Origin of the sequence: Rudaea sp., from assembly GCF_036383415.1 — a bacterium.
GTDB lineage: Bacteria > Pseudomonadota > Gammaproteobacteria > Xanthomonadales > Rhodanobacteraceae > Rudaea.
The window spans coordinates 1-15,864 of sequence record NZ_DASVOK010000418.1 but is presented as its reverse complement, the minus strand read 5'-3'; the positions used below and the strand labels follow the sequence as shown (position 1 = coordinate 15,864).

Sequence of the window (15,864 nt, the reverse complement as noted above, 5' to 3'; positions counted from 1 at the left end):
GCTCGACGTTGTAGACGATCGGCGCGCCGATGTCGCCGGCACGCAGGAAGTAGGCGTGCAGCGAATGCGCGCCGCGATGGTCCTCGACCGTCTGCTGCGCGGCCGACAAGGCCTGCCCGAGCACCTGGCCGCCGAACACGTAGCGCGTGCCGATGTCGCGGCTCTGGCCGCGGAACAGGTTGTCTTCCAGACGCTCGAGGCCGAGCAGTTCGACCAGTTCGGCGACGACGGGGTTGGTCATGCGTACTCCGTGTTGTTGCGAACCCGCATTCTAGCGTAGCCGTACACTGCGCAACTAAGTCTAGAACCTATCTCAAAACGTAGCGAGCGAAGACAGTTCGCGCGTCGCCGGAGCGCAGGAACCGGAGTTTACAAGTAGTAAATGAGGATTCCGAGCACCGCCGGCGCGCGAAATGTCGAGCGCAGTAGTTTTGAGATAGGTTCTACGCGTACTTGCGGATGAACGCGCGCACTTCGGGGTAGACACTCTCGCGCCAGCGCCGGCCGGAGAAGATGCCGTAGTGTCCGGCGCCCTTCACGGTGAGGTGCTTGCGATCAGCAGCGCGGATGCCCTTGCAGAGATCATGCGCGGCTTCGGTCTGGCCGGTGCCGGAGATGTCGTCGAGCTCGCCTTCGATCGAGAACAGCGCGGTGCGCTTGATGTCGGCTGGCTTGACCAGCTTGCCCTTGACCTTCCAGTTGCCGCACGGCAGCGCGTGTTCCTGGAACACGGTGCGTACCGTGTCGAGGTAGTACTCGGCCGGCATGTCGAGCACGGCGTTGTATTCGTTGTAGAACTCGCGGTGCGCGTCGGCGTCGTCGAGGTCGCCGCGCAGCAGGTCCTGGTAGAAATCCCAATGCGAGGAGAAATGCCGGCTCGGGTTCATCGCGACGAAGCCCGCATGCTGGAGGAAGCCCGGATAGACCTTGCGGCCCTTGCCCGGGTAGTTCGGCGGCACCGGGTTGATCACGTTGGTCTCGAACCACTGGATCGGCTGCGTGGTGGCGAGGTCGTTGACCTTGGTCGGGCTGCGGCGCGTGTCGATCGGGCCGCCCATCATCGTCATCGTGCGCGGCGTGATTTCACCGCTGGATGCCATCAGCGAAATTGCGGCGAGCACCGGCACGGTCGGCTGGCAGACGGAGATCACGTGCAGGTCCTTCGCGCCGATGTGACGGATGAATTCCTGGATATAGGCGACGTAGTCGTCGAGGTGGAACGGGCCGGCCTCGGTCGGCACCATGCGTGCGTCGACCCAGTCGGTGATGTAGACCTTGTGGTCCTGCAGCAGCGTGCGCACGGTATCGCGCAGCAACGTGGCGTGGTGGCCGGACAGCGGCGCGACGACGAGCACGGCCGGATCGTTCTTCAGCTGCTGCAGCGTGTCGATCTCGTCGCTGTAGCGCTTGAAGCGAATCAGGTTGCAGAACGGCTTGGCCAGCGCGACCTGCTCGACGATAGGCACGGCATTGTCGTGCGCCTGCACCGATTGAATGTTGAACGCGGGCTTTTCGTAGTCCTTGCCGAGGCGGTAGAGCAATTCGTAGTTCGCCGCCGCGCGAGTTGCGCCGGGCAGCTTCGACAGCCAGCTCTCCTTCGAGGAAAACATGCGCGCACTGCTCTCGGAAAAAGTCACGAGCGGATTGAGCAGGGCGCGGTTGAACTCGTGCAGCTGGTACAGAAACATCGTCATGGGCCGGGGATCCCGATGCGCAGAAAATTATTCAGGGAAACTCTGCACGAAGGCAGGCTTTCCCTATGCTAGTCGGCATTACGTTGCGCCGCAACAAATTGTGAGCTCCGTCGCGTGAAGATGCGTTCATGCGGCGCTGCGCTTTGCGCAGTCCTGTCGGGCGAGAGTAGACTCGAATCAAGCGGCAAACCGGAACCCCGACCGGGCCTAGACCGCATCGCGGAGGGTGTTGGTGAAAGCGACAGATATTCGCGTACCCGACTATTTCCACAAAGTCGTCGATTGTCAGTGGGCCTGCCCGGCCCATACCCCGGTCCCCGAGTACATCCGACTGATCGCCGCGGGCCGGCACGACGACGCCTATCTCGTCAATTGGAAATCGAATGTCTTCCCCGGGATTCTGGGGCGCACCTGCGATCGCCCGTGCGAGCCCGCGTGCCGACGCGGGCGTGTCGAACAAAACAACGAAGGCAAGGCTGAGCCGGTCGCGATCTGCCGTCTGAAGCGCGTCGCGGCGGACAACAAGGATCACGATGCGGTCCGCGCGCGCATGCCGAAACCGGCCGCGAAGAAAAACGGCAGGCGCATCGCCTGCGTCGGTGCAGGGCCGTCGGCATTGACCGTCGCGCGCGATCTCGCGCCGCTCGGCTATCAGGTCACCGTGTTCGAGGCCGAGCGCAAAGGCGGCGGCTTCATGCGCACGCAGGTGCCGCGCTTTCGCCTGCCCGAGGAAGTGATCGACGAAGAAGTGGGCTTCGTGCTCGACCTCGGCGTCGAATTTCGCGGCGGGGCACGCATCGATTCGATGCGTGATTTGTTGAAACAGAATTTCGACGCGATCTTTGTCGGCAGCGGTGCTCCACGCGGGCGCGATCTGGATCTTCCGGGGCGCAAGGAAGCCGCGGCGAACATCCACATCGGCCTCGACTGGCTCGCCTCGGTCTATTTCGAGCACATCAAAAGCATCGGCAAGCGCGTGATCGTGCTCGGAGGCGGCAATACGGCGATGGACTGCTGCCGCTCCTCGCGCCGCCTCGGTGGCGAGGACGTGAAGGTGATCGTGCGTTCGGGCTTCGAGGAGATGAAGGCCTCGCCGTGGGAGAAGGAGGACGCGATGCATGAAGGCATCCCGATCCTCAACTATCTCGTGCCGAAGACCTTCGAGCACCGCGACGGCAAGCTGATCGGCATGACCTTCGAGAAAGTACGCGCCGAGCGCGACGCGAAAGGCCGTCGCCAACTCGTGGCTACCGGCGAGCCTGATGGCTTCTTTGAATGCGACGACGTATTGATCGCAGTCGGTCAGGAAAACGCGTTTCCGTGGATCGAACGCGATCTCGGCATCGCCTTCGACGAATGGGGCCTGCCCCAGGTCGACAAGGCGACGATGCAGTCGACCTTGCCCAAGGTGTTCTTCGGCGGCGACGCGGCATTCGGGCCGAAAAACATCATCTGGGCCGTCGCACACGGGCACGAAGCGGCCGTATCGATCGACAAGATGCTCGGCGGCGAAGACATCCACGAGCGCCCCGAACCCGCGGTCACCCTGATCTCGCAGAAGATGGGCATCCACGAGTGGAGTTACGACAACGACATCTCCAACGATCAGCGCTATGCCGTGCCGTGGCGCGACAAGGACGCGACGCTCAAAAGTATAAAAGTGGAAGTCGAGCTCGGCTTCGATGCCGGGACGGCGTTCCACGAGGCGCAGCGTTGTCTGAACTGCGACGTGCAGACCGTGTTCACCAAGGACGCGTGCATAGAGTGCGATGCCTGCGTCGACATCTGCCCGATGGACTGCATCAGCTTCACCGGCAACGACGACGAGGCCGAGCTGCGCACACACTTGACCGCGCCGGCATTGAACCTCGCGCAGTCGCTGTACGTGTCCGACGCGCTGAAGACGGGCAGGGTGATGGTCAAGGACGAGGACGTCTGCTTGCACTGCGGCCTCTGTGCCGAGCGCTGCCCGACCGGCGCCTGGGACATGCGCAAGTTCCTGCTCGAAACTACGCAGGCCGGTCCCGGTTGCCACAAGCGCACGGCGCAGAGGACGGCGGCGTGAACGCGCAAGTCGAAACCAGGCAACACCCGCGCATCGAAGCCACTAACGACTTTGTCGTCAAGTTCGCCAACGTCAACGGCTCGGGCTCGGCTTCGGCCAACGAGCTGTTCGCGCGCGCGATTCTGCGCATGGGCGTGCCGGTCAGTCCGCGCAATATTTTCCCGTCGAACATCCAGGGCCTACCGACCTGGTACGAGGTACGCGTCAGCGAGCGCGGCTGGCTCGGCCGGCGCGGCGGCGTGGACTTGATGGTCGCGATGAACCCGCAAACCTGGGATGCGGACCTGAAGGAGATCGAACCGGGCGGCTATCTGTTCTACGACTCGACACGGCCGCTGCCCGCGTCGAAGTTCCGCGACGACATCCACGTCATCGGCATGCCGCTCACGGCGATCTGCAACCGCACCTATGCCGACGCGCGCCAGCGCCAGCTGTTCAAGAACATCATGTATCTCGGCGCCTTGTCGGTGCTGCTCGACATCGACGCGCGTGAGATCAAGCGCCTGTTCGCCGAGCAATACAAGGGCAAAGAGAAGCTGCTCGACTCGAACGTGCAGGCGCTTGAGCTGGGCCGCGAGCACGCCGCGCAGCACCTCGACCCGATCGGTCTGCACGTGCAGCGCGCGGACAACGTCGGCGACAAGATTTTCGTCGACGGCAACGTCGCCGCCGCGCTCGGCTGTGTTTATGGCGGCGCCACGGTCTGCGCCTGGTATCCGATCACGCCGTCGTCGTCGCTCGCCGAGGCGTTCCAGAAATACTGCATGAAGTACCGCGTCGATCCCGAGACCGGGCGCAACCGCTTTGCGATTGTGCAGGCCGAGGACGAGATCGCCTCGATCGGCATGTGCGTCGGTGCGGGCTGGAACGGCGCGCGCGCGTTCACGACGACCGCGGGGCCGGGCATCTCGCTCATGAACGAATTCATCGGCCTTGCCTACTTCGCCGAAATTCCGGTGACCATCATCGACGTGCAGCGCGGTGGTCCTTCGACCGGCATGCCGACGCGCACGCAGCAGTCCGACGTGCTCGCCTGTGCCTATGCCTCGCACGGCGATACCAAGCACGTGTTGCTGCTGCCCGAAGACCCGCATGAGTGCTTCGAATTCTCGGCGCAGGCGTTCGATCTCGCCGACCGCCTGCAGACGCCGATCTTCGTGCTGACCGATCTCGACATCGGCATGAACCAGCGCCTGACCACGCCGTTCGCCTGGAACGATGCACGCGACTACGACCGCGGCAAGGTGATGACCGCGGCCGAACTCGAAGCCGGCAAGGATTTCGGCCGCTACAAGGACGTCGACGGCGACGGCATCCCGTATCGCACCTATCCCGGCACGCATGCCGAACGCGGCGCGTACTTCACGCGCGGCACCTCGCGCGATCCGTACGCGCGTTACTCCGAGCGTGGGCCGGACTATGTCTACAACATGGAACGCCTGCTGCGGAAATGGGACACGGCGAAATCGCTCGTGCCGCAGCCGATCCTGCGCGGCACCGGCGGCGAGGCGCATGACGGCGTCATCTACTACGGCTCGACCAGCCCGTCGATGAGCGAGGCGATCGAGTTGCTAGGCAAACAGAGCCTCGTCCTCGACACGCTGCGCGTGCGTGCGTTCCCGTTTCCCGACAGCGTCGACGAATTCATCCGCCAGCACGAGCGCGTCTTCGTCGTCGAGCAGAATCGCGACGGCCAGCTGCGCACGCTGTTGATCAACGAATTCGGCATCGATCCGGCGCGGCTCACGGCGATCCTGCACTACGACGGCACGCCGATCACGGCGCGCTTCATCGCCGGCGCGATCGCGGCGCAAATGCGGCCGAGCAAGGCGAAGGAGAACGTGGCGTGACCTACATCGCCAAACCGAAGCTGCATCACCCGACGCTCGCCTGCAACGCGATCGGCTTCAGGCGCCGCGACTACGAGGGCAAGATTTCGACCTTGTGCGCGGGCTGCGGCCACGACTCGATCTCGGCCTCGATCATCCAGGCCTGTTGGGAACTCGACATTGAGCCGCACCGCGTCGCCAAGCTCAGCGGCATCGGCTGCAGTTCGAAGACGCCGGACTATTTCCTCGGCCAGTCGCACGGCTTCAATACGGTGCACGGGCGCATGCCCTCGGTGTTGACCGGTGCGAACCTCGCCAACCGCGACCTGCTCTATCTCGGCGTGTCGGGCGACGGCGACTCGGCCTCGATCGGTATCGGCCAGTTCGTGCATGCGATCCGGCGCGGCGTCAATATGGTCTACATCGTCGAGAACAATGGCGTCTACGGCCTGACCAAGGGCCAGTTCTCGGCGACCGCCGACCAGGGTTCGAAATCGAAGAAGGGCGTGGTCAACAGCGACAGCCCGCTCGACCTGGTCGGCCTCGCGATGCAGCTCGGCGCCACCTATGTCGCGCGCGGCTTCTCCGGCGACAAGAAGCAACTCGTGCCGCTGATCAAGGGCGCGATTACTCACAAGGGCGCGGCCTTCATCGACGTGATCAGCCCCTGCGTCGCGTTCAACAATCACGCCGGCAGTACCAAGAGCTACGAATACGTGCGCGAGCACAACGAGGCGGTGAACCGGCTCGACTTCATCGACGTGCGCGCCGAGATCACCGTCGACTATGCCGAAGGCGAGATCGTCGACGTCACCCAGCATGACGGCAGCATCGTGCGCCTGCGCAAGCTCAGCGCCGACTTCAACGCGCACGACCGGGTCAAGGCGATGAACTACGTGCATGCAGCGCAAGCGAAGGGCGAAGTCGTCACTGGCCTGCTCTATGTCGATCCCGACGCACATGACCTGCACGAGCACTTCAACACGACCGAAGTGCCGATCAACCGTCTCGGTGCAAAAGAGTTGAATCCGGGCGCGGAGACGCTGGCGAAGATCAACAACTCGTTGCGTTGACTGCTTCCCTTCTCCCACCGGGAGAAGGGAATCCAAGTCAAACGCAATGACCAAAATCTACGACCGTGCCTATTTCGACCGCTGGTACCGCCACTCGCAGCATGCGGTGAACAATCCAGCGTTGCTGGAACGCAAAGCGGCGCTGGCGATTGCCGGCGCCGAGTACTACCTCGGCCAGCGCGTGCGCAACGTGCTCGACGTCGGCTGCGGCGAAGGTACGTGGCGCGCACCGTTGAGGAAACTGCGTCCGCGCATCGACTATCTCGGCATCGATTCGAGCGAATACGCGATTGCACGCTACGGCCGCGCGCGCAACCTGCGTCTGGTCGGCTTCGGCCAACTTGCCGAACTGCGCTTCGGCCACGACTTCGATCTGATCGTCTGCTCCGACGTCATCCACTACCTGCCGTCGGCTGAGCTGCATCGCGGACTCGCCGGCATTGCCGACATGCTTGCCGGCGTGGCCTTTCTCGAACTGTTCACGTCGAAAGACGCGCTCGATGGCGACAAGCACGGTTTTATCGCGCGCTCGCCGAAATGGTACTTGTCCACGTTTGCGCAGGCGGGGCTGACGGCCTGCGGATCGCATTGCTATCTTGGGCCGAAGCTCGAGGCGTCGGTGGCTGCGCTGGAAATAGCGTCGAATCAGCGGTAGGGCAGGGGAAGCGAAGCACATCCCGCCTTCTATTGCCGGCTATGAAGGCGGGATAAGTCGCTTGCGCGGTTCCTCCCGCCCTACGAGTTCCAGGCGTTTGCGGATGCTTGAGAAGTAAATGCTGGAACCCGGAAGTCCTTGAAATTCTTGTTCAGTACGGAAATCCAATAAGTACCATTCGTAATATGCTTGATAGCAACAAACGTTCGATCAATCAGCCAAGTCAAGTTTACATCTTGAGGAACATCACGTTTTCGAACGTAGAGGATAGTTTCTCTACCATCTACCTTTACCGTGATGCGATAAAGATGAGGAGTTAGGCTCTCTGCTGTTGGATCAATGATGGGGCTCCATCCATCGCGGAGTGGAGGCTGTGATTTTGTCTCGAAATAAGGAAGTGGCGAGGAATTTCGGGTATCGGTACAGCCATGTTTCTCCCAAGGCGGACCTAGCGGGGGATTAAAAAATACCCGCCCGCCGTATTCCGATTGGTAGAAAATTACCGGATCCTCGCACACCGGACATCGAGCGTTTGGGTTTACATAGCGGTCATAAGTGATCCGCCCAATATGGCCACGGATATCTGATAAGAAATGCTGCGTGCTATGAACGTTCGCACCATCGCTTTTAGGGCTATGGCTGCCACCACGACCACCGCCTCCACCGAGATGGCCGTCGCCTCCCCAGCCGCATGGGCATCCCGGCCGATGGTTATGTGCGTTACACATACGTCGCGGAGAACGCCTATTGAGTGCGTTTATATGCGGTAGCTCTCACTACTTCGCTCGTCGTCCAGTACGAGGGTTCGCTATTCGGATCAAGCACAATAAATTGGGCTCCTTTTGCGGCAGCTTGATCCAGCACGTTGTTGAGTGCATTTTGGTACCCGGTGTGGCGTGCCACTCCAGTCAAGCTGGATGATGCGCTGACTTGCGCGACAAACTGATACTGCTTTGCTTCATCGGAAGTTATGATCTGAATGTGCGATGCGCGTTCAGTCAGCGTGGTGGCACAAGCGCTCAAAAGCAGCACAAGCGAGATCAGCGTTAAACGACCGATAGACATATCCCCTTCCCCCGGCGATTTTTGCTCGCATAGCCTACATCAATGGCGGGTACGTAGACTGGGTGTGAAGCCCAATCTTGTCCCGGCCCATATGCAAATCGCTGGGCACCTACGGAGAGAGGCTTTGCATGCGCGCATCGCGCTCGCGACGCCAGTGTCGCCAGCGGCTGGCGCTGCTCGAAGCCAGTGACATTTTCGATGGTATCTGTCCACGTCGTACAGGCAGGGCTGATAGCCTGTGGATCGCATTACCTCGGGCCGAAACTCAAAGCTTCCGCTGCCGCGTTGCAAGTTCCAGCACGCAATACATAGGCCACGTTTGGTAAGTCAGTCTACGGGCTGGACTCGCGGGCGCTATTTGCTCGCGCGAACTTCGCGTTCCGATTTCTTCCTATCGCACTCAGCCAGAGCATCGGCCATTCTTTTCTTTGATTCGGCAATGAGGGCTTCGTTGCGCGCCTGCTCGGAGGAAATAACTTGCCTGAGTGAAGTGATCTCTTCTTCGACTTGCTGATTGGCTATCGCTGCATTGCCTGTATTCGTTTGGCCGTAGCCGTTCACGTAGACACGGGAATTGAGTTCGGCTATCTGTCGATTCGCTTGTTCGATTTTCTCGTTCGATGGCGCTACGGCAAGACGTTGCGCATCCCGTCGGCAGTTCGAGTCATCGACGGAATCGCTGATGGCCTGGATATTGGCATCCGGTTTGCGAGTTGACGGTGGGGGCCCGCCCTCATCTCCATTCGACGACTTTTCGCTTGCGGGACGGCCTTGCATCACTATTCGCGCGTCCTTGCCGCAAGGGCTTTGCGAATAGATGACCGAGCCGTTGCTGCCCGCGCACTTATAGATCGTCTGGGCCTGGACAAAAGCCGAGGCTGACCCCAGTAGCAAAGACAGAGCGATTTTGCCCATTTCTCTCTCCCGAGAGGCCTTTGCAAGCATCGTACTGCGGCCAACCGACGGGTTCAACGCGCGTCGCAACGATGGCACTGACACGTCGTTGCACCGCCCGCAAATGAAGAAGGCCGGGCTTGTCGGCCCGGCCTTTTCGGTTGCGGAAACGTCTCGCTCGCGACGAATCAAGCCATTCAAGCCTTGCGCGCGTCGCGCCCGCCACCGCGCCAGTTGCGCTGCTTGTTCGCTGCGGCGTGCGGCTTCGCGTGCTGGCCGTTCGGCGCCTGCGCATGCGGGCGGCGTGCGTGGTTCGGCTTGCGCGCGTTCTGATTCTGCTTCGGCTGGCCGCCGCCACCGTTGCCGTCGAGGCGCAACGGCGAGCTCGGCTCGAATCCTTCCACATCCTCGATCGCAATATCCTGCTTGAGCAGGCGGCGGATGTCGCGCAACAGGCGCGCCTCGTCGTGCGAGACGAGCGAGACGGCGAGGCCCTCGGCGCCGGCTCGGCCGGTGCGGCCGATGCGATGCACGTAGTCCTCGGCGACCATCGGCAAGTCGAAGTTGATCACGAGAGGCAGTTGGTCGATGTCGATACCGCGCGCGGCGATGTCGGTGGCGACGAGCACGGTGATCTTGCCGTTCTTGAAATCGGCGAGCGCGCGCGTGCGCGCACCCTGGCTCTTGTTGCCGTGGATCGCCGCGGTGCGCAGGCCGCGCTCGTCGAGGAACTTGGCCAGTTTGTCGGCGCCGTGCTTGGTGCGGCCGAATACAAGAGTCTGGCGGCGGCTGTCACGGCTCAGCAATTCCAGCAGCAAGTCGCGCTTGCGTGAAGCGTCAACCGGATGCACGCGATGCGTCACCGTTGCGACGACGCTGTTGCGCGCGGCGATCTGCACTTCGGCCGGATCGCGCATGAACTCGCGCGCGAGCGCCTTGATCTGGTCGGCGAACGTGGCCGAGAACAGCAGGGTCTGCCGGTTCTGCTTCGGCAGCGCATTCAACACGCGCTTCATCTGCGGCAGGAAGCCCATGTCGAGCATGCGGTCGGCTTCGTCGAGGACAAGGATCTCGATACCCGAGACGTCGACCGTGCGCCGTTCGAGATGGTCGATCAGGCGGCCCGGCGTGGCGATGAGGATGTCGACGCCGCGGCGCAGCGCGTCGATCTGCGGCTGCATGCCGACGCCGCCGAAGATCGTCGTGGCGAACACGCGCAGGTGCTTGGCGTAGGCGCGCACGTTCTCGTGGATCTGCGCGGCGAGCTCGCGCGTCGGCGTGAGGATGAGTACGCGCGGGCGGCGCTTGCCGCTGACCGGCGCGGCATCGGCGAACAGGCGCTGCAGCAGCGGCAGGGTGAACGCGGCGGTCTTGCCGGTGCCGGTCTGCGCGCCGGCAAGCAGGTCGCGGCCTTCGAGCACGAGCGGAATGGCCGCCTCTTGGATCGGCGTCGGCGCGTCGTAGCCTTGCTCGGCGAGAGCGCGCAGGATGGCGGGCGACAGGCCCAGGGTTTCGAATGACATTTTTCAGTTCCAATAAATCGCGCACAAGCGCGAACGGCCCGCAATGCGGACCGATAAAAAATTCCTCAGCGTTTCCGATAAGCCGCGCCGTGGGCAGGGCGGTCGGCCGGAATCCCATCAGGAAATCCAAGCGTGTACCGCAGGGCGTCGTAGCCGGAGAATGCGGACTCGAGTCGAGTCCGAAACGGAAAGAGAAGCGACGCAAGCCGTAAAGTATACCGCAGCGACCTGTCCGCCGCAATGGGCTACTTGGGCCGCGTGTCCACCGCGATCCAGTTCGATTCCCAGGTCTTGCCGCCGTCGGCGGAGAAAGACTGTTCGAAGCGCGCCGAGTCGGCGGTGATGTCCGACATGACGAAGCGCACGAGGATCGCGCGGCCGTTCAACGTGTCCGCATTGTAGAACTCGCCACGGCCGTTCTTGAATTCGCCGATCGTCGGCGGCACGAGCACGCCCATCTTGCGATTGGCGAAGTTCAGGCTCCACTGGTGCGATTCGGGGTTGTACACGCGCAGCGACAGGCCTTCGATGCGGCCGGTGGGTCCCTTGACGTCGAGTTCGACCAGATTCGCGTCGCCGCCCCAGACCTTGCTCACCGTCGTCGTGCCGGCGTATTCGACCCATTCGTTCGAACCGGCCAGCGGATGCAGGCGGCGCTTGAGCTGGGTTTTCCAGCTGCCGATTTCCCAGTCGAAATCGCGCTGGCCATCGTGCGCAACATCGGCCGCTGCGTTTGCCGGCGCGATGCCGGCGGCGGCCTGGCAGGGTGCGTTTGCGGAACTGAGCAGAACCAACAGCGGAAGCCACCAACGTGAAGGATTCATGATCGATCTCCAGTCGCTTGCGCCATCATCGAAACTGCGCCTTGTCGTCGCAATGGCCACTTCCGGCCAATACCGTGTGGCCAATTGCGGTTGCGCGACGCGGACTCGTGGAATAATCCGCACCGCCATGCGCATCACCATCGAAATCGAACCGAAGGATCTCACCCGTTTCCAGCAGGCGCTGCAGCGCTCGCGCCACGTCGCCCAGGAAGCCGACGAGGCGGACATCCTCGATGCAGCGAAGCAGGCATTGGACTCCGCACCGCTGGCCACCGCGCCGAGCTACGTGCGCAAGCGCATCGCCGGCGTGCAACGTCTGATCGTGATGCTCGAGGACGAGGCCTGGGCGCTGCCGACGCAGTGCCGCGTCGACGTGCTCGAGGCGCTGGTCTACTTCAGCGACCCGGAAGACCTGATCCCCGACGACATCGAAGTAATCGGCCTGCTCGACGATGCGATCATGCTCGAGCTGCTGTTGCGCAAGCTCGCGCCGGTGCTGCGCGCCTACGCCGATTTCTGCAAGTTCCGCGAGGAACTCGCGGCCGCGCCGCCGGCGACACGACAGGAATATGCGGTGAGCCTCGCGCGCAAGCGCGACGCGTTGCGTGCGAGGCTGGGCCGAAGCGGGAAGCGCGCGGCGTAGGTTCGGAACCTGCGCTCAGAGCCGCACGCGGCGCGCGCCACTGTAGTGCTTGTTCCAGTAGACGTTGCTCAGATAGTCCAGGCGCACCGTGCCGCCTTCGTTCGGCGCGTGGACGAAGCGGTCCTGGCCGACATAGATGCCGACATGGCTGATGTCGCGGCCTGATGTGTTGAAGAAGACCAGGTCGCCGCCCTGGAGGCGGTCGCGGCGCACGTCGGCGAGATCGAGTGCGTACATGTCCTGGGTCGTGCGCGGCAGGCTGACGCCGGCGATTTCGCGAAACACGTAGACGACGAGACCCGAGCAATCGAAGCCGCTCTGCGGCGTGTTGCCGCCCCAGTGGTAGGGCGTGCCGACGAGGCCGATCGCACGGAACAGGATGTCGTTCGGCTGGGCGATCCCGCGCGGTGCCGGCGGCGGCAAGGGCTCGCGCTGTGGCCGCATGCGCGGGCCCGAACAGGCCGCGAGCAGCGCGATCGCGAAAACCAGCGGGAGGGAGCGAAGGCAGCGCATCGCCGCGCACGTTCGGGCAAAACCCGAGACGTTGTCAATCGTTTGCGCCGGCCGGCCGAACAGGCGTTCAGCCGGCTGTATAATTCCTTTGTTGCCGACGACGTTGCCGCGGCAACGACTGCCGCCGTTCAAGCGGCCAGAACGTGGCCGCTAATGCCGGCCGGATTCGCAGCGCGCAGAACCTACGAAGGACATTTGATGAAGGCGGAAAAAGACAAGGTCGTGACCTTTCATTATCACCTCACCGACGAGACGGGCACGAAGGTCGATTCCTCGCATGATCGCGCCGAGCCGTTGACGATCCTGTTCGGCCACGGCCAGATCATCCCTGGCCTCGAGCAGGCGATGGAAGGCCATGAGCCGGGCGACAAGTTCGACGTAAGCGTGCCGCCCGAGCAGGGCTATGGCGAGCGCCGCGAGGATTTCACCCAGCGCGTGCCGAAGAAGTATTTCCGCGACGCCGATCATCTCAAGCCGGGCGACGCAACCGTGCTCAGCGTGCAGGACGGCGGCTATCGCCAGGTCGTCGTGCTCAAGGTCGGTTCGAGCGTGGTCGATGTGGATCTGAACCATCCGATGGCCGGCAAGACATTGAAGTTCGACGTCGAGATCACCGATGTGCGCGATGCGACGCCCGAGGAAATCGAGCATGGACACGTGCACGGTGAAGGCGGGCATCACCACTGACCGTTAGGCCGTTTTGCCCGTCATCCCAGCAAAGCCGGGGTGACGATGTTGTGGGGTCGCAGTTTTGCGGAGAAATCGATGTCGCGTACGGTTGGCTTGATTCCTGTTCTTGCACTTCTCCTCGCCGCCTGCCAGACGCCGGCTCCGGCTCCGAAGCCGCAACCTGCCGACTACGATCTGGTCATCCGCCACGGCATCGTCTACGACGGCAGCGGCGCAGCGCCGGTGTCTGCCGACATCGGCGTGCGTGGCCAGCGCATCGCCGCAGTAGGCGATCTGTCGCAAGCGCACGCGACGCACGAGATCGACGCGAACGGTCTCGCGGTCGCGCCTGGTTTCATCAACATGCTGTCGTGGGCCGGCGATGCGCTGTTCCAGGACGGTCGCTCGATGTCGGACATCAAACAGGGGGTGACCCTCGAAGTGTTCGGCGAAGGCTCTTCGCTCGGTCCGCTGACTGCGCAAATGCGCGAAGAGGAGATGAAACTGCAGGGCGACCTCAAGCACCCGGTCACCTGGAGCGGCTTCGGCGAAGGCATGGAGGCGCTCGTCGCCAAAGGCATCGCGCCGAACATCGCCTCGTTCGTCGGCGCGACGACGCTGCGCATCCACGAAGTCGGCTATGCCGATCGCGCGCCGAACGTGCAGGAACTCGCCAACATGCAGGAGCTGACGCGCACGGCGATGCGCGAAGGCGCACTCGGCGTCGGCTCCTCGCTGATCTATGCGCCGGCGTTCTACGCTAAGACCGACGAACTCGTCGCGATCACGAAAGCTGCGGGCGAATTCGGCGGCGGCTACATTTCGCACATGCGCAGCGAAGGGCCGCGCCTGCTTGAAAGCGTCGATGAACTGATTCGCATCGCGAGCATGGCTGGCGTGCATGGCGAGATCTACCATTTCAAGGCCGCGGGCCGCGACAACTGGGCCAAGCAGGCGCAGGCGATCGCGATGGTCGAACACGCGCGCCAGCATGGTCTCGATATTTCCGCGAACATGTACACGTACACTGCGGGCGCGACCGGCCTCGATGCATCCATGCCGCCATGGGTGCAGGAAGGCGGCCTCGACGAGTGGATCAAGAGGCTGAAAGACGCGAAGACGCGCAAGCGCGTGATCAAGGAGATGAACACGCCGACCGACAAGTGGGAAAACCTGCGGCTTGCCGCGGGCAGGCCGCAAAACGTTTTGCTCGTCGCGTTCAAGAATCCAAAGCTCAAGCCGCTGACCGGCAAGACGCTCGCCGAAGTCGCGAAGATGCGCGGCAAGACGCCCGCTGAAACCGCGATCGATCTCGTCATCGAGGACGGCAGCCGCGTCGGCACGGTGTATTTCCTCATGTCCGAGGACAACGTGAAGCAGGCGGTCGCGCTGCCGTGGGTGGCGTTCGGTTCGGACGAAGGTTCGGAAGCGCCCGAGGGCGATTTCCTCAAGTCGCAGCCGCATCCGCGCGCCTACGGCAACTTCGCGCGCGTGCTCGGCAAGTACGTGCGCGAGGAAAAGGTCGCCACGCTGTCCGATGCGATCCGACGCCTGACTTCGTTGCCGGCGAAGAACCTCAAACTGCGCGACCGTGGCGAATTGAAGGCCGGCGATTACGCGGACATCGTGATCTTCGATGCGGCGACGATCGCCGACCACGCGACGTTCGACGAGCCACAGCAGTACGCGACTGGTGTGCGCGACGTGTTCGTCAATGGCGTACAGGTGCTCAAGGACGGCGAACATACGGGCGCCAAGCCCGGCGTGTTCGTGCGCGGTCCGGGCTGGACAGGCTGGAAGACTGAGGCGAAGTAAATTCTCTGCTCGTCATTCCGGCGAAAGCTGGAATGACGGATACTTCGGAGCATGTCGAACAACAAGTCTGATGTACTGATCCTCGGCGGCGGCATCATCGGCCTCGCCTGTGCCTATTGTCTGCTCAAGGCCGGGCGCGGTGTGACGATTCTCGAGCAGAACACACTCGCCAGCGGTTCCTCGCACGGCAACTGCGGCACGATCACGCCGAGCCATGCGCCGCCGCTGTCGCAGCCGGGCATGGTCGGCAAGGCGCTCAAGTGGATGCTGACGCCCGATGCGCCGTTCCGCGTCGCGCCGCGCCTCGACTTCGAGTTGTTCGAGTGGATGCTGCAATTCGCGCGGCGCTGCAACTGGAACGACTACCATCGTCTCGCGTGCGTAAAGGGCCCGCTGCTGCTGCGCTCGCGCGACCTGCTCGGCGAACTCGTGCGTCGCGAAGCTCTGAACTGCGAGTACGAGGAAAGCGGCACGATCTACGTGCATCGCGAACAAGCGGCGTTTGACGAAGCAAGCCATCTGCCGGACACGCTGGCCCGCGGGATTCCACGCCAGCGCGCAGTTCAAGCGCTCGGAATTCCGCATGACCAAGTATCTGCCCG

General features: G+C 62.9%; 15 protein-coding genes. 8 read left to right on the top strand and 7 right to left on the bottom strand.

From position 1 onward, the window contains the following. The coding region (locus VF497_RS15345) for an acyl-CoA thioesterase (protein WP_330890283.1) at window positions 1-241 on the bottom strand (241 nt) is incomplete at its 3' end. Between the two features lie 202 nt (window positions 242-443). Continuing rightward, window positions 444-1,694: a polyhydroxyalkanoate depolymerase gene (locus tag VF497_RS15340; RefSeq protein ID WP_330890281.1), complete on the bottom strand. Its 1,251-nt coding sequence runs from the start codon at window positions 1,692-1,694 to the stop codon at window positions 444-446. Window positions 1,695-1,926: 232 nt separating this feature from the next. Between VF497_RS15340 and VF497_RS15335 the strand changes: the two genes are divergently transcribed. From VF497_RS15335 to VF497_RS15320, 4 genes are read left to right on the top strand one after another with little or no spacing between them, the layout of a single operon-like run. Further along, window positions 1,927-3,759, top strand: coding sequence for an FAD-dependent oxidoreductase (locus VF497_RS15335; protein WP_330890278.1), 1,833 nt, complete (start codon window positions 1,927-1,929; stop codon window positions 3,757-3,759). Next, window positions 3,756-5,609, top strand: a complete 1,854-nt coding sequence (locus tag VF497_RS15330) for a 2-oxoacid:acceptor oxidoreductase subunit alpha (RefSeq protein WP_330890276.1) — start codon at window positions 3,756-3,758, stop codon at window positions 5,607-5,609. Before VF497_RS15335 ends, VF497_RS15330 begins: the two co-directional genes overlap by 4 nt. After that, a complete protein-coding gene (locus VF497_RS15325; protein WP_330890274.1) occupies window positions 5,606-6,661 on the top strand; it encodes a 2-oxoacid:ferredoxin oxidoreductase subunit beta in 1,056 nt (351 codons plus the stop codon). The genes VF497_RS15330 and VF497_RS15325 overlap by 4 nt, the downstream gene beginning before the upstream one ends. Before the next feature lie 46 nt (window positions 6,662-6,707). Beyond that, entirely contained in the window at window positions 6,708-7,316 is a 609-nt protein-coding gene (locus VF497_RS15320; RefSeq protein WP_330890272.1) for a class I SAM-dependent methyltransferase, read from the top strand. A gap of 744 nt (window positions 7,317-8,060) precedes the next feature. On the opposite strand, the gene VF497_RS15315 is transcribed toward VF497_RS15320, so the two are convergent. The 4 genes from VF497_RS15315 to VF497_RS15300 form a co-directional block, all read right to left on the bottom strand. Then, the gene (locus tag VF497_RS15315; protein WP_330890269.1) at window positions 8,061-8,381 is read right to left on the bottom strand and encodes a hypothetical protein; all 321 of its coding nucleotides are present in this window, start codon (window positions 8,379-8,381) and stop codon (window positions 8,061-8,063) included. A gap of 354 nt (window positions 8,382-8,735) precedes the next feature. Further along, window positions 8,736-9,296 carry a DUF4124 domain-containing protein gene (locus VF497_RS15310; RefSeq protein WP_330890267.1) on the bottom strand — a complete coding sequence of 187 codons (561 nt, stop codon included), beginning with the start codon at window positions 9,294-9,296 and terminating at the stop codon, window positions 8,736-8,738. A gap of 176 nt (window positions 9,297-9,472) precedes the next feature. Then, window positions 9,473-10,798, bottom strand: coding sequence for a DEAD/DEAH box helicase (locus tag VF497_RS15305; protein WP_330890265.1), 1,326 nt, complete (start codon window positions 10,796-10,798; stop codon window positions 9,473-9,475). A 245-nt stretch (window positions 10,799-11,043) separates the two neighbouring features. After that, entirely contained in the window at window positions 11,044-11,622 is a 579-nt protein-coding gene (locus VF497_RS15300) for a hypothetical protein (protein ID WP_330890263.1), read from the bottom strand. Window positions 11,623-11,749: 127 nt separating this feature from the next. Here VF497_RS15300 and VF497_RS15295 point away from each other — a divergent pair, with 127 nt between their 5' ends. Beyond that, the gene (locus tag VF497_RS15295) at window positions 11,750-12,265 is read left to right on the top strand and encodes a YkvA family protein (protein ID WP_330890261.1); all 516 of its coding nucleotides are present in this window, start codon (window positions 11,750-11,752) and stop codon (window positions 12,263-12,265) included. 15 nt (window positions 12,266-12,280) lie between these two features. On the opposite strand, the gene VF497_RS15290 is transcribed toward VF497_RS15295, so the two are convergent. After that, window positions 12,281-12,778: a C40 family peptidase gene (locus VF497_RS15290; RefSeq protein WP_414706920.1), complete on the bottom strand. Its 498-nt coding sequence runs from the start codon at window positions 12,776-12,778 to the stop codon at window positions 12,281-12,283. A 198-nt stretch (window positions 12,779-12,976) separates the two neighbouring features. Here VF497_RS15290 and VF497_RS15285 point away from each other — a divergent pair, with 198 nt between their 5' ends. The 3 genes from VF497_RS15285 to VF497_RS15275 all read left to right on the top strand — a co-directional run. Beyond that, complete coding sequence (locus VF497_RS15285; protein ID WP_330890258.1) at window positions 12,977-13,465, top strand: peptidylprolyl isomerase; 489 nt, start codon at window positions 12,977-12,979, stop codon at window positions 13,463-13,465. Between the two features lie 78 nt (window positions 13,466-13,543). Next, entirely contained in the window at window positions 13,544-15,262 is a 1,719-nt protein-coding gene (locus VF497_RS15280; RefSeq protein WP_330890256.1) for a D-aminoacylase, read from the top strand. A 51-nt stretch (window positions 15,263-15,313) separates the two neighbouring features. Next, window positions 15,314-15,864: FAD-dependent oxidoreductase (locus VF497_RS15275; protein ID WP_330890254.1), on the top strand; the 551-nt coding region annotated here is incomplete at its 3' end.